Genomic DNA, 20,020 nt, shown 5'->3' with positions numbered 1-20,020 from the left:
TCCCTCAGATGGAGGAAGTGATAAAGGATATTTCCAAAATCACCGGTTTTTTCTCTGTCTTTATAGTTCCGATCCGTATTTTATTTGCTGATAGAAAAGAGATGTTAAAAGAAGCGAGTTATATTCGTATAGAGGAATTTAAAAAGAAAGCCAGTAAAATTTATGAAAAATTCTACCCTTCAGACCAGTTAAAAGGCGGCCGATTTTTCTGAAATCGCTATGTTAATTTATCGTCCGCCTTTTTTATTGGATAGATTATCACTTGAGATTTATGGTTTCTGTCCAATGAACTGGATAACATGGGAGAGTCCTTTATGGAGGTCGCCTTCATTGCGTGTGACCTCTCCCATAAAAAAGTGAACGATTCGCCAATCATTGAATGCTTCCAGAAAGTCTTCCGGCCGGTAGAGAAAATCCAGCTCTTTGGGGCCGCCGCTTTGATAAGGAATTTGGTATTGTGAATAGACTTCTGCTATAAAATACCCTCCAGGCCTTACGGAATCTTTGACTCCATGAAGGGTTTTCATACGGACTTCTCCTGGGAAGTGGCCAAAAATATTCACAATTCCATTCCATTGATTTGGCTGCCACTGAGCTTCTGCCAGATCGACCAGCTGTATGTTCACATCGACGCCTTGTTTCGCTGCCAGCTTTTTCACCTTATCCAATCCGGATTCGGCATTGTCCCATGCCGTGACGTTCAGCCCCTGTCTAGCCAGGAAGACGGCGTTTCTACCTTCCCCTTCCGCAATAGTCAAGACTTCCCCGGATAAATTCACGTGCATATCCTTTAAAAATACATTCGGTTCGGTTCCATAGATATATTTCTCATCTTTAAAGCGTTCATTCCAGTTAACCATTGTACTGCCTCCTTGGTTTTTAAGTGTTCTTTAAAAGTTTTACTGCGAAGCATTGGATATTCATGTGCTTCTGTCTTTCTGTTATAAGAGGGTAGACGAGCAATTTTAAGGTCTATATTGTTAATACCCTGTCTAAATAGGCTACTCTTAATTTGAATTTCTTTTTTCTGTTCGTCTTAAGATAATGAAAAGGAGACAGTCGGCTGTCTCCTTTTCATTGGTTTGTGTGAAATTCTATAAAATATCACTCCAAATTTTAATGGCCGTTCCCAAAATCAGCAACGCCAGAATCCATTGGAGATATTTAGTGTTCATTTTCTGTCCCAATTTTGCACCAAGTGGAGCAGCTAGGAGACTGCTTATAACCATCACAGCCGCAGGACCATATAAGACCTGATCAGCCAGGATTTTTCCCCCTGCCGAACCGATAGAGGAAATAAAGGTAATAGCCAATGAGGACGCAATTGTCATGCGGGTAGGGATTTTCAAAACAACCAGCATGATCGGTACGAGAATAAACGCTCCGCCTGCTCCTACAACTCCCGCAGCAAGTCCAGCGATTAAAGCCAGGCCTGCTGCCAGCCATCTATTAAACTGCACATGATTGAGCTGAACATCATCCAAGCCCTTATTTGGAATAAACATCAAAATTACCGCTAGTGTCGCTAAGAGAGCATAGACGATATTGACTGCTATTTCTGATAAGAACGTGGAACCGAAGCCACCGAGGAAACTTCCGATCAAAACAGCTCCGCCCATATAAACAATAATTGTTTTGTTTAATAAACCACTCTTGCGATATGCCCAAACACCTGCAATAGTCGCAAAAAAGATTTCAACCGCGCTGATGCCGGCCACTTCATGTGGAGTGAATTCTGCAACTCCCAACATCGGTGGAATAAACAGTAACATGGGGTATTTGATGATAGCCCCCCCAATACCGACCATGCCGGAGATAAACGAACCAATAAAACCGATCAGGAAAATGACGATAATAAAGTCAAAACTCATCTTTTGTCACCTCTTCAAAAGCTTTAAAGAGTAACACAGCGATATCCTTTAAAGCCTTTAGCCTTTCTTGATTCAGAATCTAAGGACCTCGCCCTCCTCTTCAGTTTCCAGCAATTCGTGGCCTTCTGATTTCGCCCAGGCAGTCGAGTTCGCCCCATTGTTGGTAGCGAGGATTTTCAGGACTTGTCCGGATTCCATATCTCTCAATTCTTTTCTTATTTTTACGATGGCCATTGGGAATGCAAGTCCTTTTGCATCAGATGACTCATCTTTCTAAATCATTTACATTCCTCTATACTGCGCAGTTATTCGGTCCCGTCTCCATTTCCTTCGCTTCTTCAAGCGGCGGATTAATCTTGCCCATATTTGTCTGTCGGATTTCTTCATAAGCATTCGGCTGATCTTTCAGACCTTCCGTAACCCGCTTGATGAACTTTTCTTCATCTTTTATCTGCAGGCCTTCATTGTTCTGGTAAAGAACAGACAGTTTTGCTGAAACACTGCCTTCTTCATTGATCTCACTGACGTCCGAGTAATGAGCCGGAAGCACAAGCAGATCATCAGCCAATTTTTTGTAGCGGCTATAGAGGGTTTCGTACAGATCTTCTGCCCAGTCGCTCGCTTTACCGGCAAGATCCGGGCGGCCGATAGATTCTACAAACAGAATATCACCTGTTAGCAAGTACTGATCGTCAACTACGAATGTGGTGCTGCCGATTGTATGCCCAGGTGAGTATACAGCTTCGATCTCTGCGCTGCCGACTTGAAGTTTCATTCCATCAATGATTGGTTCAAATTTAAAAACAACTTCTTCCGCGTCATCCGGCGGCAAGTAATAGGTAGCATCCACTGAGTCCGCCAGTTTTTTACCGCCTGAAATATGATCCGCATGCAAATGCGTATCCATGACATGTGTTATCTTCAGACCTTTTTCCCGCGCAAACTCTTCGTAGGTTTCTGTCATCCGGCTGGCGTCAATAATTGCCGCTTCCCCATCGGATTCGACCAAATAGGATAGACATCCTTTGCCAAGTCGCACGAATTGGTAAAGAGCGCCTCCAGACACTTCGCCAATTTTGACTGTTTCCAGCTGTTCACTCCAGGCTGCCATGCCGCCTTCAATCGAGTAGACATTGTCAAAGCCCTGTTCCTGCAAATAGGAAGCCGCTTTTTGGGAAGTGTTCCCTCTTGCACAGACTGTATACACATTCTGGTCTTTCGGCAAATCCTCCAAGCTCGTTAAATCGGGATCACTCAGCTCCCTGAAAGGGATGTTGACGTATTTGACTTGATCCCCTTCAATCTGCCAGTCAGCCGCTTCATCTTTGCCGCGGACATCCAGTACGTAAACCGGTTCTTTCTGAAATACCTGATTCGCTACTTTCTTTGGTGATACTGATTTAATTTCCATGAATAATTCCTCCTTACCATAAACTCTTATTTACCGCCCCAGGTATACTTTATGATAAAAAAATTTGGCTTAAACTGTCTTATCAATACAGCCAACCAATCTTTTTTCAATATCCGCCGCAATTTCCATCAGGGAATCGTTATTAACCATTTCTATCAGCGCACTCGGTTTCGGCATGCCTATTTTCGTTATACCCTCCTCTTCAAAGACAACAATTTTGCATGGAAGGAAATACCCGACGAGCAGGTTTTCGGACAATATGCGGTTGGCTTCCTGCGGGTTGCAGACTTCAAGGATCGTATACGGTGTATTGAAATCAGTGCCTTTTTCCTGCAGCTTCGCAGTCAAATCGAAATTCCAGAGCACTCCAAATTTGTCGTCCTTCAGATTCGCTTCCAAATCCTTCACCGCTTCGTCCTTGCTCTTGCTTGTTTCCACTGTGTAATCAAACATTTGTATTGCTCCTCTCTTTTATGTACTCATTCTTTTCTTAAACTTCCCGTATTATGCCCATTAAAACATTTCATCTGGAGATAAGCCTTTACTATTATGTGTAGCCTAACGGGTTTGTATTTTCTTTTAATAACATAAGCCAAATCTGGTGAATAAGTTTGACTGTTAACGATTGGTCTTTGAATAGTACTTTGTAGGGTTTCTCCGAATACAATAACCAATTCAACGTTTTCCTTACTAGTATCGATCCCACTTACATCATAGAATAATTTTTCAAAAAGATATATTTCAGATGGCGTTTCATTACTATACTTAGGATGCAGTTTATTAGGTAGCAATTTTTTCATGTACCATCAAATTTAGTGCCTTCTGTTTCTCCTTCAGATACATTGACTGTTTTAAAAGCAAAGAAGATATTTCCTTTCTGTATGGCTAAGCAATAGTACTTGCTATACTTCGATTGAAATATATATTGGTTCTATTGCTTCAAATGTATTCATACCCTTTTCGACTTAAAAGCAAATGAAGACACCAAAGCCATCCAACAGAAATTCAAAACATATCCGATTCTCTTAAAGTTTGCGGATAAACTGAGTGAATTGGAGAAAGTAGTACTCATGCAACATAGAGATCTACTCATCGAAATGTAAGCGTCAAATAGCGAACACATATTAATAGAAGCAGATACGTGAGATACTCCTCCCTCTATAAATGTTGATGTATCAACGGTTTGAGCCGTTGTAAGGGTGCCAAAAAAATATTTTTGACACGATGATAAACAATAATAATTAGATATTTGAATTTTCAAACGTCCATGGGTGTGCTACGCGGTCACCGCTGGATAATATTGGTTGCGATGATGATGCTATATACGATGCACTCTGGATCTCCGCATAGCTTATGATGACGTACCCTCCCATGTCTCTTGGCGTCAAAAGCGCCTACATTCCTTCGTTCGGTCTAGTCATAAGGCGGAGGCTGGCGAAGCTCCCATGGGGACTCATTGGTCGAATGGTGAATATAATGCCGGCTTCTCCGTGTCATCCGATTTTCTAGGTATTCACTCAGAATGTCATGCTTAAGCAGCTCTATAGAGCGTGGGAATGTCTTTCATCATTTGCTCAGCGTCAAACACCATGTGCTTCGTACAGATTGCGTGTAGTACCTTCAGTAGTTTTCCGCAGAGAACCACAATGGACTGTTTCTTGCGTAATGGATTCACTTGTCTGGTTGTGTAATACTCGTGCAGTTGTTTAAATGCCTTGTTATGCCGCACCATTGGCATCATGACACGGAAGAGCAGTGCACGCAGCTGGCTTCTTCCTCTTTTAGAAATTCGTTTCTGTCCCTTGTGTTGTCCGGAAGAATTCTCCCTTAGTGTCAATCCCGCGAGTTTCAATAATTGGCGTGGATGATTGTAATGGGCAAAACTGCCGATTTCTGATAGTAAATCAATAATGGTTGCGTCTCCAAGCCCTGGGACTGTTTGGAGATACTCGTACTTAACTGTCGTCTGAATAAACTCTGTCAGCTGTTCTTGAAGTGATGCAAGCTCCTTCTCAAGTTGGCGATAACGCTGGACAAGTGTGGCAATTTCAATACGGGCCATCTGTTGTCCTTCTGTTACACCTATAGAAGTACGCGCACTTACAATGAGCTTTTTCGTCTTTGGCAGCTGGGGAGATTTCATCCCCTCTACTGTTCGGTAGGTTGCCAGTAGTTCTGACGCTTCCTGATTCGCTATCTCATTCGGGAATGGGGTACATTCCAAAACGGCAAGCTCCATTTTCCCAAACGATGGAAATACTGCCTGGAACTCTGGGAAATACCAATCAGTCCAGCGGATCATCTTGTTTTTAATCGCGTTCAATTCTTCAGTAAGGTTGCCTTTCAGTGTCGAACCGACACGCAGTTCAGCCTCTGTCTCTCTTAATATCCGTGGATAGCTGTATCGACCATCTTTCACTAAACGAGCGATGACAAGGGCATCTTTTGCGTCGTTTTTCGTTTGAAGATTGTCATCCAGCTCCTTGGATTTCTTTACATGCATGGGATTGCATACGACGAGGGGGATGCCCCGATCGTCGAGAAAGTAAGCCAGGTTGAGCCAATAATGGCCGGTAGGCTCAATGCCAATGATGACATCGCTTTTACCGAATTGTTTCTTAGCGTCTAGAATACACACATAGAAGTATTCGAATCCCTGGCTTGATTGATGTACAGGAAACGATTTCTTCAGGATCAGACCACGCTCATCCACCATGCAGGCATAATGTGTTTGTTTGGCAATATCCATTCCGATGACTAGCGTTTGATCTGTAACTTGATTAATTTTAGCGTTTTGCGTAAAATTCATTGTGAGTCCTCCTTGGTATGTAAATTAGGGGTCAATTCGTGCAGATTTGACACCCCGCATCATACCAAGAGGGCTCTTTGTGTTCAAGTCCCCGAAAAAGCTTCTAACAGGAATGCTCCCATAGAACATATTTTGGGAGGTATTTATTTGAAAAGAAAAGAAAAAGAAGCATACTGGTCTGCAAAAATCGATGAATATCAAAACAGTGGACTAGCACTTTCTGAATGGTGTGAAACCGCAGAGGTTGCCATCCATAATATGAAGTATTGGCTAAGGAAGCAGTCACCAGTTAATCATACCGCACTTCAAGAGACCAGTTGGGTCTCTTGCGTAGTGGAAGAATCGATAGAGAGCTCGATTTCTTTGAAAGTAAATCATGTGGATATCGAGGTGACGAGTGGCTATGATGAAACTCTTTTACTTCAAGTGATCCGGACGCTACGTCAGATATGATGAATGGTCGCGCCGTTGGGCGCGTCTATCTGGCTGCTGGTCCGACAGATCTTCGGAAGTCGATTGACGGACTAGCTGTCATTGTCCAAGAGCTGTTCCAACTTGATCCTTTCTCCAAAGCACTTTTTGTCTTCTGTAATCGAAAGAGAGACAAACTCAAGATTCTATTCTGGGATCACAATGGATTCTGGCTCTATTACCGAAGACTGGAGAAAGGGCTGTTCGACTGGCCGGACCTTGAGTCTGTTCAACCACTTTCCATTTCCAGCCGACAGTTGAACTGGCTCCTGGATGGGTTACCTTTGAACCAACGTGACGCGCACCCTTCAGTCTCTGCGAAAAAAGTGATTTGAGTCTACTTCTTAGAATAATTTTGTGCTATTATTATTCCTATGAGAAAACCAGACAAGAAAACCCAACTTACAATTGAAGAGCTCGAGAAGAAGAACGAACAACTCGAGCAAGAGAAGAAAAAGCTTGAGGCTCAGATGGAATGGTACAAGCAACAGTTCACTCTACTCCAACAGAAACGCTTCGGAACTTCTAGTGAGAAGACGAACAAGGACCAGTTTGAATTACCGTTGTTTAATGAGGCAGAAGTTTCTTCAGCGATCCTTCTTGCAGAGCCTGCGCTTGAGACGATCAACTATACACGCAAGAAGAAAATCGGACGTGCAGATAAGTTGAAAGACCTGCCGGTCGAGACGATTCACTATGACCTCTCTGATTCGGAGAAGGTCTGTTTAGAATGCGATCATTCCATGCACGAGATGAGCACACAGATACGTAAAGAACTGAAGATCATCCCGGCGCAAGTAACAGTTGTCGAACATGTGCAGCATATCTACAGTTGCCGTCATTGTGAAGAACATGCGATCAAAACTCCTGTAAAGAAGGCTGAGATGCCGAACCCAGTGATCCCGAAGGGATTAGCGTCCCCATCTGCCATTGCACACGTGATGACGCAGAAGTTTGCTGATGGGCTTCCTCTTTATCGACAAGAGAAACAACTCGAACGGATGGGCATTCCTTTGAATCGACAGACACTATCCAACTGGATGCTTTCGAGTACGACGCGATGGCTCAAGCCGTTCTATGATGAACTCTATCGTCGCCTTCGTGAAGAAGAGGTGCTGCATGCGGACGAAACTGTCCTACAAGTTCTCGACGAACCGGGAAAAAAAGCGGAATCAAAATCCTATATGTGGCTTTATCGGACAGGTAGAGACTCTAAGACGCCCATCGTGCTCTTTGATTACCAAGCAAGTCGTGCCAAAGATAATCCGCAAAAGTTTTTAAATGGCTATCAAGGTTATCTCCATGTGGATGGCTATGCAGCCTACGAGTCTATTCAAAACGTGGAGCTCGCTGGCTGTTGGGCCCATGCGCGCCGTAAATTTGATGAGGCACTCAAGGCATTAAAAGGTGCGCCTGCTGGTGCAGGTCGAACGACGGTCGCTAAAAAGGGGCTCAATTTCTGCAACCGATTGTTCGCAATTGAACGCAAGATGAAAGATAAAACGCCTGAAGAACGACTTGAAATAAGGAAAAATGACAGTCAGCCTGTGCTGGATGATTTTTTGGTATGGCTAAAAGAACAAAAGGAAGTTGTCGTTCCGAAGACTGCAACTGGAACTGCCATCTCCTATACGCTAAAACAATGGCCTAAATTGAGGACATTTATGAAAGATGGTCGTATCGAGATCGACAATAACCGAGCAGAGCGATCAATAAAGCCTTTCGTAATCGGTAGAAAAAACTGGCTTTTCGCAGTTTTCACTAGAGGTGCTACTTCAAGTGCAATCGCCTATAGTCTCGTAGAGACCGCAAAAGAGAATGGCGTGAATCCCTTCTTCTACTTGCAGTTCCTTTTCGAAGAACTTCCTCAACGCAATCTTGAAAAAATCTCGGAGTTTGAAGACTTAATGCCTTGGTCGAAGACCTTGCCAAAGAATTGTTATATCCAGTCAAAGAAATAGAAAATGCCCCGAAGAATCTTTATGGTCGATTCTTTTGGGGCATTTTCTTTTAAGTGAAACAACGTGTTCATTTTTTGACGCTTACGAAGCTATGAGGGAATCTGGAGTTAAAAAGACTAGCTTTTATAAATTGGTAAAAACAATCGAAGAAGAAACATCAAGCAGATTATAATAGAAGAAACTCTTAAAACCTCCTTTACCGAGAATGGCAAAAGAGGTTTTTTATATACTTACAACGACTGCTTTAAAGTTTCGGAATTCAACAGTTTTATAATATCCAAGTTTATATCTCTTATATGCCTATAAATATTTGTCCAAAGTTGTCTCGGATACCGTTAGGTAATGCTGAACTAAAGTTTCCAGTGATTTATGTCCTGTTTGTTGCGCGATAGTTGGTAAATCTGCACCTGCTGCGTGCATCGCTACCACCTGGCTTTTTCTGAAATTGTATCCGGTAAGTCCCCCAGTCCACCGCTTCAGAGCTTTACAATAACCTATTTCACTAATAACTGTGCTTTCATAGCGTTCATTCTTATATACTCTTCCTACAAAGTAATCGTCTGCTTTAAGATTGTATTCACGTATATAATCTTCAATTGCGATAATAACTTCTGGTGTGAGCCGTTTAGTATGCCATCTTTTTTGTTTCTTCAAATAAACATGAACAGATTTGTTTTTCAAATCAAAATCTGATATTTTCAGTCGAACCATTTCATTAGGTCGGTTAGCGGTTACAAGATTAACTAAACAAATTGATTTTGCTCTTATCGGTAGCTTATTAAGAGTATCCGTCAATTCTCTCTTATCTATGGCTGCTTTACCTTTAACCTGAATTAAATGGGCATATTCATCTTCACGATACATTTTCCGCATCGCTGAAAGCTCGTATGCAACTCTAGCCTCTCCTTTAAATTCTATACTATGAATCACACTTAAGTATTTTCTAATAGCTGACAGTCTACGTTCCCACGTCGTTTTTTTAATTCTTTGTTTGGTCAATGAGATATATAAATAATCGAGCAGCGCCTCTGTTCCAATTAGTTGGCTAGTATTGGTGCAATATTCTTTAAACCTACGAATATCCCCCTCATATTGTCTTGGGATCTCCCCCATCTTATTTTCAATAACAACTTTTCTGTCGTAGTGACGTTTTTGGGTCTCAAATGTATCTTGGTGCTTTGATAATTTAAAATCTGACATCCCTTTTCCTCCCCACTTCTATTAAAAATCAATCTTGTCCAACATTTTTGACAAATTGATTTTGAAAATAATTATGAGGCAATACATAAGAGGCAGTGAAGTAAAATAGATAATACCAGTGAGTGACAATACCTTTACTACTTCATACCTTACGGATAATAAATGTACTTTTCAGAAATGGAAATGTTATAATTGTTATACAAACTCGGTTAGTTCGTAATAATGCCGGTATGCCGTAATCGGGCCAGATTATTAAATAAGGAGTATGAAATAATGAATTACAAACGTTTTGAAGTCATCGAGAAGCAAGGTAAGATTGAACGCTTTCAAATTATTCGAGATAACGAGACAGGCGTTCTATATATGTCGCACGCTATGGGGTACGGTTTGGGACTGACTGTTATGGTTGATCTTGAAGGGAAACCTCTAGTAGATTTGGAATATCAGAAATCTAAAACTTGCTAGAGAATCGGGTGCGATTCTGGCATAAGGATTTGCTCTCTTTTCAGTTAAAGGGCCAGATCTTTAATTTTCCAGATAGGAAGTTGAAAGATGACACTTCAATGGAAAAGAGAAAATATTATATTTGATAGCTTGTATGAAGCAGATGTTTGGGCCGATTCAATAGGAAATAAAATGTATGCAAGATTATATGATGGTTATGATACACCGGATTACAAAATAGCTTATTCCTTGGCTTTTAGACTTGCTGAGATGAAGGAATTCAGAGTCTTTACAAAAAAGACAATAGATAATGATTATAGATATAAAATTTGGGTGGTACCTTCTTAGTACAGAACTAATTTTTAATTCAAACTAACAGGGGCATTAAACGAATAAGATCAGTACTGCAATCGGGCCATTTTGAAGCACTGTGATAACTTGATAAAAAGGAGTGATTAAACTTTGAAGATTAAACAGTTTACATCAAAGCAAAGATTAGCAATTACAATTTCAACTTTGATGGTGGTAGTCGGTTTTTTAGTGATTTCACAAATGTATTTCACTTATAGCGAAAATCGTGCAATGTCTAGTGGTTGTTACGACAAGGGTGGTTTACCTATAGTTGAAAAGTCTGCGCTAAGTATTACTTATTTTGATTGCGATATGAACCAGTAATACCAGAATCGGGTGCGATTCTAGGATAAAGAATCTGCTCCTTTTCAGTAATCGGGCATTAGTAGATGGAATAAAAAATATGCTTAACAGTATTTTTGTATGTGCTTACACCTAATTTTTTCAGTATTTACATTCATAGTTCACCTCTTTATTGCGACTTAGTACTGTAATCACAGGTCCTGTATCAAGTAAAAAGAACGCCCAGGAAAGACGCTCTTAATGCTCACTTTACTATCTGCTGCATTGTCATAACATCTTTCAAACTTAAACTCTTCACCATTGATACATGTAAGTTTCTTGTTTTGTAGTATCCCGACTCCTTGAACGATCTTCATGAAGTCTTGTGGTCTGCCATCAACAACGATTGTCTTGCCATTCACTATTTTTATTTACTCACCATCCTTTATGTGAGAATAATTCGACAAAAACAGCGAATGCACTTCTTTGTTCCTAATTTTTTTACTTACTCCATCAGATAGTTCGAACATATCAAATCAGTGAAACTTACAAAGTCTTTAGCTCATTTAATATTTTATAGACTGTACTGCGACCTACATTATATTCTTTCGCAATATCAACAGCCCTTTCTCCGCTATCAAAAAGTTTTACAATACGTCTTTTAGTGGCCTGATCAATTGCTGGACGTCCTCCAATCCTCCCTCTTTTTCTAGCAGCTTCTAATCCCGCTTTTGTACGTTGTTGTATAATATCTCGTTCAAACTCTGCAAATACTGCGAGCATACCAAACATTGCTCTTCCAGGAGGCGTTGTAGTATCAAAACTATCATGAATACTCACAAACTCTACTCCTCGTATACTCATTTCCTCTGTTAGTTGATAAAGCTCCTTCGTGCTGCGCGCTAGACGATCTAATTTATAGACAACAAATCGGTCTCCGGATGTAGAAGCTTTTAATGCGCTACGTAATTCTATTCGATTTTCTTTTCGACTCGATATTTTTTCAACATACATAATAAGTTCTAAATTTTGATCTTGTGCATATTTAGTTATGGCAGCCTCTTGCATATCAATATTTTGATCTTCAGTACTTACTCGTGCATAACCTATAATTCTAGCCACAATTTCATCTCCTCCTTGTCTATCTCCATACGTTTTATATAATAACTAGTATAGACGAGTAAATAGACAAAAACAACAAAAAACATGCCACTCAAACATTGATATGAGTGGCATGTTTAAAATATTTATTAAACGGTAGTTTTGTGGGACATGGTGTACTAGAATGAAGCAAATTATCTCTCTAAAGATGAAGGGGATTGAAGATAATACTTCATTTATTCTTATGTCCTTTAGTAATAACTAAATCTACAAACCAGAAATTCAAACCTGGGTATAAACATATAAACAACAGTTTGATTAAATAGAATTCATTTACTAAACTTTTATAAGCAATTAAGTCGGATTTCAACAGACTTAAAATAATAACAGCTATTATACATCCAATAAACATGTGTAAAAAAAGTGACATAATATTCTTTTTCTTAAAGCGTATTATATATCGATCGATTAAAATTGAAACTGGAATACCTAAAACAATAATTAGTGGAGCAATGTAAATTAAAGAGAACACGATAACTAATATTATGCTACTAGTGAGTGAGAATAGTATATTAGTGTGAATACCTTGTGTTGCATTAGAATCCATTACGCTTACTATGAATCCAATATTCAGTATAACAAGAATGCTTGTTAATAACTTATTTTTCAATATATGTATCATAGCAAGCACCTCTTAAAGCATAAAGGCTTGTCATATAACATTAAAATCCTTCTTCCTATACTTACATTGAAAATTCGAAATATCTTTGTGGCGCACCCGGAATCAAGTTAAATAAACTGCCGCCTGTATACTTGAATATCGTTCCAGGCGTATCTTCTGTGTAAGCTAAAGCAAAGTAGAATTCATGATTTGGAGCCTTGTCATGAGAGCCTCTCACTTCGAAACTATAGTTGTTGTATAAAGCACCCTCATAATAATAGTTTATATTTGGGAAATAAGCAGCAAAAGGGTCTCCTATATTATGATTAACTCTCCACATCATTTTGCTACTTGAAACTAGATCTTTGGTTATTTTCATACCATTTGTTGAGGCTTTTTTTGTAGTAGTAACTCCATTTTTAACTTGCGTTGTTACACCTGTATAAGGACTCATTTTCAATTCATTACCTGATGACCATCCAGCAAATACATCTGAACGTGTTCTATACTTATTGGAGAAAAAATCGAATCCTCTATTGTCACCTTTGTAATACGTTGTCACAAGTGGTGGCTTTGCTGTTGCCCCTGGAATAAAAGTAGAGTACCGGAAAATCAGTGAATATTTAATTGCGAATGGAGAAACTTCCCCCATCGATTTTACTTTTTCTTCATTATCGAGCATCATTGAAGGGAGATCTTTTGATTGTAATTCAGTTTCATTTGTTTTTTCATTTGTTTCGACTAAACGCATAAGTACATGAGACTCTGTAAATAATTCTTCCTTTTCTTCTTTAGAAACCTCTAAATTATTCTCTTTTATATAATTTTCCATCTCAATTTTGTTTTGTTTTGGTATATCTTTTTTTGATTCGACAGTGTATTTATATGTTTTTCCTGATTCTAAATCTTGGTCAGTGAAGAATAACTTGTCTGTTTCTCCAATTAACTTCTCGTCTCTGTAAATTTCATAAATTCCATCGCTATCTTCTAAGTATCCCCATGATAACTGAACAAAGTCCCTACCTACGGTAGAGGATAGTTTCGTGCTTAGGTCTCCTTTATCAAGCGGGGATAAACTATAAGCAGTAGCTTCATATGTTTTAGTTCGGGTCTTATAATTAGTTACTTCAATTAACTTATTATTTTCATCATAAGTTCCTATACGGTAACTATACATATGGTTCTCTTCAAGACTTTTGTCTAAATATTTTCTTTCTGGCCCTTCGTAGATTAAGTTCTGGTCTCTATAAACTTTGTAGGTTTTACCTTGCAGATTCCAGTGCAATTCTATTGAATTGCTGGTTTCTTTAGATTTAACTAGTAGCATTTCTTCTGCGCTGGCAGGTTCTAGACTAATGAAACTGACAAAAAAAAGAAATACAATTGATAATAAAAACTTTTTCAAATCTACAACTCCTAAAATTTATTATTTTGCAATACGTTGACAATTTTAACATTTGTTTTATCCAAAATAATCCACCTTTATACCCCAATTTATAATACTTTAGTTTTATTTTACCTAATTAGTAATCTTTTTTCCAAAAAATAAGGCTTTATTTTAAAACCTACTATCGCTAAAAGCGGCAGAACAATGTTTCTGTCATTTTTTTGTAATCTAAACAACTATAAGTGCTCGTGTACGTGCGTTATGTTATGTATAGGATGAAAAAATCGGTAAAAGAGAGGCACTTGCAAATTATTTTGTAATTATAATTCTGTGGAATAACATATGCTTTATATTCGTCCATAAAGGATCCTAGCAAATCAATTCCCTGTGAATCAATGTAGGTACTTTTAAGCTTTTGGTACTGTTCTTCTTGTCGACACCTTTTCTGTAAACACACGTCTTACTTTTTGCTCAATTAGACTGGATGAGCTACCTGTGATTGTGAGTATTCAGGAATAATATTGCACAGATAGTGAAGGATGCAGAAATTGAAAGGTTACGACATCCTCTATTGTCAATACTCATATTTCTTTTTTAAGAAAACACTGATAAAAATAATATAGAAACATGTATTGCATACAAATCAAGAAATTTGAGTGTCAATATTTATATGTTGCTTTTGTATCCCTACTTGAGTGAAGTACATATCTTTAGCTAAGCATTTTATTTCATCACGTTATTTTTTCATAAGCTAATACTATCGCGTCCAACCACACTGCCTATTCACATTATACCCCATACCATACCTTAAAAGGTATAATTGTCCTACACTATAATATGAATCGAGTGACCAAATGAACCCCTACAAAATAGCCGTAATAGCCGGAGACGGCACCGGCCCAGAAGTGATTGATGAAGGTATCAAAGTAATGAAACGCGTAGCTGAACTAAACGAACGGCTTGCATTCGAATTCACTTACTTCTCATGAGGCTGCGAGTACTACTTGGAGCATGGCAAGATGATGGCAAGTCACGGGATGGAGCAACTATCAACGTTTGATGCGATCTATTTAGGCGCGGTTGGTTTCCCTGGAGTGCCTGATCATATTTCGTTATGGGATTTACTGTTGATCATTCGGAAGCAATTTGATCAATATGTCAATATCCGACCGATTCAGTTATTGAACGGTGCGCCTTGTCCGATAGAGAATGGGACAAAAGAGACGATTGATATGTTGTTTATTCGAGAGAATAGTGAAGGTGAATATGCGGGAGCTGGTGATTGGCTGTTTACGGGTAAGCCGGAAGAAGTGGTGTTGCAGACGGGGGTGTTCTCTCGTAAAGGGACGGAGCGGATTATTCGCTATGCATTTGAGACGGCTTCAGATTTTGGGAAGACGTTGACTAGTATTAGTAAAGCCAATGCATTGAACTACTCGATGGTCTTCTGGGATCAAGTGTTTGAAGAAGTGAGTCAAGAGTCTCCACATGTGGAGACGGCAAGCTATTTGGTCGATGCGGCTGCGATGCTGATGATTAAAGATCCTGCAAGATTCGAAGTCGTTGTCACGTCTAATCTATTTGGTGATATTTTAACGGATCTAGGCGCAGCACTCGCTGGTGGAATGGGACTCGCAGCAGGGGCGAATATTAGTCCTGAAAAGACCTACCCTTCTATGTTTGAGCCGATTCATGGGTCTGCTCCTGATATTGCGGGGCAACATATAGCCAATCCATTAGCTGCGATTTGGTCCGCTAGCTAAATGTTCGACTTCTCCGGATTTGAAGACCTTGAAAAGTTGTTGTTGGATTCGATTGAAGAATTATTGGTGTCGAAGTCTGCATTGACACCAGATTTAGATGGTAGTGCTTCTACCATTGTAGTTGGAGATGCGATTGTGGAATTAATTGAATCAAAATAAGTGTAACGTTGAATTTCTTCTTGATGATCTATATTAAACAAAAAAACGCCACGGCATCTACATACCACGACGTTTCATTTCTTCTACAAGTAGTTTAATAAATGCTGGCTCTACACGTATTTTCTTTGCGCGCTCATAGGCCTCGAGCAACGCTGCGTTTGATAATTTTAGCATAAGGCCCCTACTTTCTTGTTTATGAACTTTGTTTGCTTACCAAACGCCTTACATAAAGCATTTAAACCATTTGGCGAACTTGTGATGTACATTTTTTTGCAAATGAGTTGTAACATGGAACAGGTACCAGGTCCCCGCACAATTACTCTATCCACACCTACCTACTGCGTGAATAGTGTTTTTTGGCTATTTCTTGCTTGAATCCTCTTTTGAATATTTCCTGCACGTTGTTGATCGTGACATATGCTTCTTCATCTATATGCTGTAATATGCGTCTGAGCTGAACGAGTTCTGATTGGTTGATGATTAAATATAGAATATCTTTCTTTTCCAATGTGTAGCCGCCACGCCCCTCTAAGATGGTGACACCTCTTCCCATCGTAGTCAGTAGCTCCTGTCGAATTACTTCCTGGTGATTAGAGATAATCATTACGGCTTTTCGATCATCTGCTCCATCAACGATTTTATCAACCACAATGGCGCCAACATAGACAGCTACTAATGTATACATAGCCTTTTCTTTTCCTATAACGTAAACCGAGAGTAAGATGACTGCGATATCAATGACGAGTATGGATTTACCTACACTCCAGCCAAGTAATTGAGACATCAGTCTAGCTAATATCGTCGTTCCTCCGGAGGTTCCACCTACTCTAAAAATAATTCCAAGTCCTCCGCCAACGAACACCCCCGCAAACAACGCAGCCAGGAACGTATCATGGCTAAACTGCACTCCCCAATTGACGGTCAGTTGCAAAAATAGCGACATGAAAACTGTCGTGATCAGTGTATAGATAAACGTCTTTTTGTCTAAAAACTTATATCCTACCAATATTAAGACTAAGTTCAAAACAAGACTGGCTACTGCCGTTGACCAGTTGAAAACATAATGCGCGATAATGGATAGGCCAATTACCCCCCCTTCAGACAGCATGTTAGGAATAGCGAAGTAATTAATTCCAATGGCAAAAATTAGAGAGCCGGAAATCAATGCTACATAGTCAATCCATCTTTGTTTCATTACTCCACCCTTTCGACTTCATTATGCAATTGTATGATTCAAGTGGATGAGTTGCTGTAAACATGAAATAGTCCTCACCTATTGTAAGATGAGGACCATTAGGCAATAGACGCTTATTCGCGTCGAGACAAGAAGTGTTCTTTACCCTTCAATATTTCATAATAATTAATTAGTCGTTGCGGTTAAATAAAGGGAAGACACAATATCCTACCGATTAAAGTGTGTTTTCATTCCCATGTTTATCTCCTACCTACTGACTTATCAATCAATACTTTTTGAAAACGACAAGACAGATCGCATTAAGAGTTCCATTCTAGGAAGGAATGTATCCAATTCCATATACTCATCGTCAGCATGCCAGTTACCGCCTACAGGACCCATTGCACATATAGTAGGGATTCCAATTGATGAAGCAAACCCTGCATCCGCGGCTCCTTTGGTTTTCTGCTCAGTTATCGGCAGTGACATTTCTTGCGCACTTTTTTCCACGATTTCAAAAAGATGCGCTATGCCATCGTTATATTCCATTGGTAAGATACTCACTCCACCGGATAAAGTGCTTTTCGTTCCTGTAATATACGATGTATTTACAATCTCTTCAATTCTTTTATACAATTCATCGAAATCTTCCGTTTTCCAAAATCCTGAATGAACAGTAGCTGTTGCATGTGGCGATACCATATTATTACTGACACCACCCTTAATGATGCCAATATTAACGGTTACGTCCTTATCGTTATTCATTAGTTCTTTAATTTTGATCATTTTCAACGCAAGTTCATCATTCGCGCTAATTCCATTTTCAATGAATGCACCAGAGTGGGAAGCTTTTCCTTCTACCTCAATTTTAAGATGCGCAGACCCTTTTCGTGCAGTTACAACTGAACCATCAGGGCGTCCTGCTTCGAGATTGAAAACAGCTAATGCATCTTTAGCTCTCTCTTCGATAACTGCCCTTGAGATCGGGGAACCGATTTCCTCTTCCGGTGTAAATAAGATTTCAATATCGCATAAATCCTTAGCAGCAAACTCCTTAAGCGCTGTTGCTGCGTATATCATCGTAACTAGGCCAGCTTTCATGTCTGACACTCCAGGTCCACGCAGAAGATTCCCCTCTACGGCGAAAGGTCTTTCTTTTGTTGTTCCATCTGGATGAACCGTATCCATATGACCCATCAGTAAAATTTTCCCATCTTTCGGACCTTTAATAGTAGCGATTATATGATTTCCGAATTCCTCATTTTCTCTTACCTCATATGGAATACCTTTACTATCAAGCAACCCCATTATTTTCGAAGCTACATTATTGACCCCTACTTTATCGTAGGAAAAACTATCCGTGTTTACAATCGACTTAAGAAAATCCAAAGCCTCTTGTTCATTTCCTGCTAGGTAATCAGTAAGCTGTGTCATTACTTGAGTGCTCATCATTCAATCACTTTCCTTTTCTAATTTCCTTGTTAACGTATACTTTTTAAATTCATTAAATATAATTTTTCCGAAGACGAGGATTGTAATGATTAAAATGACCGCACTTACTGGTCTAGTGAAGAAAATGCTTAAGCTGTCTTGAGACAATAACATCGATCTTCTGAAGTTCGTTTCTGCAATAGGCGCTAGAATCATTGCTAATAGTAGAGGGGCTAAAGGTAATTCGACTTTTAGCATCACATATCCCAACAATCCAAATATCAGCATAATCATTACATCAAACATTGAATTTGCTATAGAATATGAACCTAATACACAAAGCACCACAATAACTGGCATTAATATTCCTTCTGGTATACGCAATAACTTTGGAAATATTTTAGTAGCTCCAAGTCCCAGTACTAGCATGAAGATATTCGCTACTATTAACGCCATGAAAATCCCATAAATCACATCAGCATTTGTTGTAAATAGCATCGGTCCTGGTGTTAGCCCTTGAATCATCAATGCACCAAGCATAACCGCCGTGATAACGTCTCCTGGTATACCTAATGTCAATAGAGGCACTAATGCTCCACCTGTTACTGCACTATTGGCAGATTCAGTTGCAGCTAATCCATCCACGTTTCCTTTTCCAAACTTTGTTTTGTCTTTCGAAGCACGCTTCGCTTCATTGTAAGCAACGAAAGAAGCCACTCCAGAACCCGTTGCTGGAATAATCCCTATAAAAGTTCCAATCGCTGAAGAACGAAGTATGTTAAACCAGTTTCTTTTTAAATCCGATACTTTCAAGCCGATAGAAGTAGATCCGATTTTACTTCTCAACTGTTCTCCCTTGCCTTCAACTCTCGTTAATACTTCCGAAATTGCAAATAATCCAACTAAAGCAGGGACAACATTAATTCCATTCAATAGATCAACACTTCCAAATGTAAATCTTTCGGTTCCTTTCACTGGATCTAAACCAATAGATGCAATGAATAAACCAAGTAAACCTGCAATCACACCTTTTAATAATGACTTACCAGAAACACCTGCCACTATCGATAATCCAAATAGAGCTAAAGCAAAGTATTCAGGCGGTCCGAATGTCAGGGCAAATTTCGCTAATTGCGGTGAAACTAGGATTAGCACAACGCAACTGAATATTCCACCGACCACAGATGCTACTGTTGTCATAGTCAAAGCTTTTTTTGCTTCGCCATTTTTAGTCATTGCTGGCCCTTCCAACAACGCTGCCGCAGCTGCCGCCGTTCCAGGTGTCCCAACTAGGATTGCAGTGATTGACCCTGCATAAACAGCACCAACATATACTCCTAATAAAGCACTAAATGCGACTACAGGTGGTATGCCAAAGGTGAGTGGTACTAATAGCGCAAGACCCATTGTCGCTGTGAGTCCAGGCAATGCTCCAAATACAATCCCCAGTGCAACTCCTGCTAAACTAGCAAGGAGCGCGACTGGTGCCAAAGCGAATAGTAATCCTGCAAGAATATCTGGGGACACAGAATCCCCTCCTTTTT

Annotated in this window: 20 protein-coding genes and 2 pseudogenes; 8 read left to right on the top strand and 14 right to left on the bottom strand. The window is 39.7% G+C overall.

Annotated elements, in window-relative coordinates; genetic code table 11:
• Positions 1-8 precede the first annotated feature (8 nt).
• Positions 9-212, top strand: coding sequence for a hypothetical protein (locus CSV80_RS14440; RefSeq protein ID WP_143560497.1), 204 nt, complete (start codon positions 9-11; stop codon positions 210-212).
• A 57-nt stretch (positions 213-269) separates the two neighbouring features.
• Here CSV80_RS14440 and CSV80_RS14435 read toward each other — a convergent pair whose 3' ends face one another.
• The 7 genes and pseudogenes from CSV80_RS14435 to CSV80_RS14405 all read right to left on the bottom strand — a co-directional run bounded on the left by CSV80_RS14435 (position 270) and on the right by CSV80_RS14405 (position 6,091).
• On the bottom strand, positions 270-860 hold the full coding sequence (locus CSV80_RS14435) for an SAM-dependent methyltransferase (RefSeq protein ID WP_099671382.1): 591 nt from the start codon (positions 858-860) through the stop codon (positions 270-272).
• Between the two features lie 234 nt (positions 861-1,094).
• Complete coding sequence (locus tag CSV80_RS14430; RefSeq protein WP_099671381.1) at positions 1,095-1,871, bottom strand: sulfite exporter TauE/SafE family protein; 777 nt, start codon at positions 1,869-1,871, stop codon at positions 1,095-1,097.
• Positions 1,872-1,943: 72 nt separating this feature from the next.
• Positions 1,944-2,117, bottom strand: a pseudogene (locus CSV80_RS14425) (sulfurtransferase TusA family protein); the annotation flags it as partial.
• Positions 2,118-2,163: 46 nt separating this feature from the next.
• The gene (locus CSV80_RS14420) at positions 2,164-3,282 is read right to left on the bottom strand and encodes an MBL fold metallo-hydrolase (protein ID WP_099671380.1); all 1,119 of its coding nucleotides are present in this window, start codon (positions 3,280-3,282) and stop codon (positions 2,164-2,166) included.
• Positions 3,283-3,351: 69 nt separating this feature from the next.
• Positions 3,352-3,735 carry a DUF302 domain-containing protein gene (locus tag CSV80_RS14415; RefSeq protein ID WP_099671379.1) on the bottom strand — a complete coding sequence of 128 codons (384 nt, stop codon included), beginning with the start codon at positions 3,733-3,735 and terminating at the stop codon, positions 3,352-3,354.
• Between the two features lie 26 nt (positions 3,736-3,761).
• Positions 3,762-4,082 carry a hypothetical protein gene (locus tag CSV80_RS14410; RefSeq protein ID WP_099671378.1) on the bottom strand — a complete coding sequence of 107 codons (321 nt, stop codon included), beginning with the start codon at positions 4,080-4,082 and terminating at the stop codon, positions 3,762-3,764.
• Positions 4,083-4,813: 731 nt separating this feature from the next.
• Positions 4,814-6,091 carry an IS110 family RNA-guided transposase gene (locus tag CSV80_RS14405; RefSeq protein WP_099671377.1) on the bottom strand — a complete coding sequence of 426 codons (1,278 nt, stop codon included), beginning with the start codon at positions 6,089-6,091 and terminating at the stop codon, positions 4,814-4,816.
• Between the two features lie 147 nt (positions 6,092-6,238).
• On the opposite strand from CSV80_RS14405, the gene tnpA reads away from it, so the two are divergent.
• Genes tnpA through tnpC form a run of 3 tightly spaced genes read left to right on the top strand, consistent with a single transcriptional unit; the run spans position 6,239 to position 8,523 of the window.
• On the top strand, positions 6,239-6,544 hold the full coding sequence (gene tnpA, locus CSV80_RS14400) for an IS66 family insertion sequence element accessory protein TnpA (protein WP_099671376.1): 306 nt from the start codon (positions 6,239-6,241) through the stop codon (positions 6,542-6,544).
• Complete coding sequence (gene tnpB / locus CSV80_RS14395; protein ID WP_143560496.1) at positions 6,541-6,897, top strand: IS66 family insertion sequence element accessory protein TnpB; 357 nt, start codon at positions 6,541-6,543, stop codon at positions 6,895-6,897. The genes tnpA and tnpB overlap by 4 nt, the downstream gene beginning before the upstream one ends.
• A gap of 39 nt (positions 6,898-6,936) precedes the next feature.
• Positions 6,937-8,523 (top strand): IS66 family transposase, encoded by a 1,587-nt coding sequence (gene tnpC, locus CSV80_RS14390; RefSeq protein WP_099671375.1) that lies wholly within the window; start codon positions 6,937-6,939, stop codon positions 8,521-8,523.
• Between the two features lie 300 nt (positions 8,524-8,823).
• Here tnpC and CSV80_RS14385 read toward each other — a convergent pair whose 3' ends face one another.
• The gene (locus CSV80_RS14385) at positions 8,824-9,723 is read right to left on the bottom strand and encodes a tyrosine-type recombinase/integrase (protein ID WP_099671374.1); all 900 of its coding nucleotides are present in this window, start codon (positions 9,721-9,723) and stop codon (positions 8,824-8,826) included.
• 273 nt (positions 9,724-9,996) lie between these two features.
• Between CSV80_RS14385 and CSV80_RS14380 the strand changes: the two genes are divergently transcribed.
• From CSV80_RS14380 to CSV80_RS14370, 3 genes are all read left to right on the top strand, one after another.
• Entirely contained in the window at positions 9,997-10,188 is a 192-nt protein-coding gene (locus tag CSV80_RS14380) for a DUF6440 family protein (RefSeq protein ID WP_099671373.1), read from the top strand.
• Between the two features lie 87 nt (positions 10,189-10,275).
• Positions 10,276-10,515, top strand: coding sequence for a hypothetical protein (locus tag CSV80_RS14375; RefSeq protein ID WP_099671372.1), 240 nt, complete (start codon positions 10,276-10,278; stop codon positions 10,513-10,515).
• A gap of 114 nt (positions 10,516-10,629) precedes the next feature.
• Positions 10,630-10,842: a hypothetical protein gene (locus CSV80_RS14370; protein ID WP_099671371.1), complete on the top strand. Its 213-nt coding sequence runs from the start codon at positions 10,630-10,632 to the stop codon at positions 10,840-10,842.
• A gap of 504 nt (positions 10,843-11,346) precedes the next feature.
• Here CSV80_RS14370 and CSV80_RS14360 read toward each other — a convergent pair.
• Together CSV80_RS14360 and CSV80_RS14350 are read right to left on the bottom strand one after the other, a co-directional pair.
• Complete coding sequence (locus CSV80_RS14360; protein WP_099671369.1) at positions 11,347-11,922, bottom strand: recombinase family protein; 576 nt, start codon at positions 11,920-11,922, stop codon at positions 11,347-11,349.
• A 722-nt stretch (positions 11,923-12,644) separates the two neighbouring features.
• Positions 12,645-13,967, bottom strand: a complete 1,323-nt coding sequence (locus CSV80_RS14350) for a fibronectin type III domain-containing protein (RefSeq protein WP_099671367.1) — start codon at positions 13,965-13,967, stop codon at positions 12,645-12,647.
• An 836-nt stretch (positions 13,968-14,803) separates the two neighbouring features.
• Between CSV80_RS14350 and CSV80_RS14345 the strand changes: the two are divergent.
• Positions 14,804-15,871, top strand: a pseudogene (locus CSV80_RS14345) (isocitrate/isopropylmalate dehydrogenase family protein).
• Positions 15,872-15,928: 57 nt separating this feature from the next.
• Here CSV80_RS14345 and sda read toward each other — a convergent pair.
• The 4 genes from sda to CSV80_RS14325 form a co-directional block, all read right to left on the bottom strand.
• Positions 15,929-16,045 carry a sporulation histidine kinase inhibitor Sda gene (gene sda, locus CSV80_RS14340; protein ID WP_099671366.1) on the bottom strand — a complete coding sequence of 39 codons (117 nt, stop codon included), beginning with the start codon at positions 16,043-16,045 and terminating at the stop codon, positions 15,929-15,931.
• Positions 16,046-16,202: 157 nt separating this feature from the next.
• Entirely contained in the window at positions 16,203-17,066 is an 864-nt protein-coding gene (locus tag CSV80_RS14335; protein ID WP_099671365.1) for a YitT family protein, read from the bottom strand.
• Positions 17,067-17,327: 261 nt separating this feature from the next.
• On the bottom strand, positions 17,328-18,479 hold the full coding sequence (locus CSV80_RS14330) for a M20 family metallopeptidase (protein ID WP_233208491.1): 1,152 nt from the start codon (positions 18,477-18,479) through the stop codon (positions 17,328-17,330).
• A gap of 18 nt (positions 18,480-18,497) precedes the next feature.
• Positions 18,498-20,003: a tripartite tricarboxylate transporter permease gene (locus tag CSV80_RS14325; protein ID WP_099671363.1), complete on the bottom strand. Its 1,506-nt coding sequence runs from the start codon at positions 20,001-20,003 to the stop codon at positions 18,498-18,500.
• Between the last annotated feature and the right edge of the window lie 17 nt (positions 20,004-20,020).

Source organism: Sporosarcina sp. P12(2017), assembly GCF_002743035.1.
GTDB classification, from domain to species: Bacteria; Bacillota; Bacilli; order Bacillales_A; family Planococcaceae; genus Sporosarcina; species Sporosarcina ureae.
The sequence above is the reverse complement of the archived record's forward strand: the minus strand, read 5'-3'. Positions and strand labels throughout refer to the sequence as shown.

Coding starts and splice junctions, on each gene's coding strand:
- CSV80_RS14410 (WP_099671378.1), bottom strand. CDS start 4,082: ATGAAAAAATTGCTACCTAATAAACTGCATCCTAAGTATAGTAATGAA.
- CSV80_RS14380 (WP_099671373.1), top strand. CDS start 9,997: ATGAATTACAAACGTTTTGAAGTCATCGAGAAGCAAGGTAAGATTGAA.
- sda (WP_099671366.1), bottom strand. CDS start 16,045: ATGCTAAAATTATCAAACGCAGCGTTGCTCGAGGCCTATGAGCGCGCA.
- CSV80_RS14405 (WP_099671377.1), bottom strand. CDS start 6,091: ATGAATTTTACGCAAAACGCTAAAATTAATCAAGTTACAGATCAAACG.
- CSV80_RS14375 (WP_099671372.1), top strand. CDS start 10,276: ATGACACTTCAATGGAAAAGAGAAAATATTATATTTGATAGCTTGTAT.
- CSV80_RS14330 (WP_233208491.1), bottom strand. CDS start 18,479: ATGACACAGCTTACTGATTACCTAGCAGGAAATGAACAAGAGGCTTTG.
- CSV80_RS14430 (WP_099671381.1), bottom strand. CDS start 1,871: ATGAGTTTTGACTTTATTATCGTCATTTTCCTGATCGGTTTTATTGGT.
- CSV80_RS14335 (WP_099671365.1), bottom strand. CDS start 17,066: ATGAAACAAAGATGGATTGACTATGTAGCATTGATTTCCGGCTCTCTA.
- tnpB (WP_143560496.1), top strand. CDS start 6,541: ATGATGAATGGTCGCGCCGTTGGGCGCGTCTATCTGGCTGCTGGTCCG.
- CSV80_RS14420 (WP_099671380.1), bottom strand. CDS start 3,282: ATGGAAATTAAATCAGTATCACCAAAGAAAGTAGCGAATCAGGTATTT.
- CSV80_RS14385 (WP_099671374.1), bottom strand. CDS start 9,723: ATGTCAGATTTTAAATTATCAAAGCACCAAGATACATTTGAGACCCAA.
- CSV80_RS14415 (WP_099671379.1), bottom strand. CDS start 3,735: ATGTTTGATTACACAGTGGAAACAAGCAAGAGCAAGGACGAAGCGGTG.
- CSV80_RS14435 (WP_099671382.1), bottom strand. CDS start 860: ATGGTTAACTGGAATGAACGCTTTAAAGATGAGAAATATATCTATGGA.
- CSV80_RS14440 (WP_143560497.1), top strand. CDS start 9: ATGGAGGAAGTGATAAAGGATATTTCCAAAATCACCGGTTTTTTCTCT.
- tnpC (WP_099671375.1), top strand. CDS start 6,937: ATGAGAAAACCAGACAAGAAAACCCAACTTACAATTGAAGAGCTCGAG.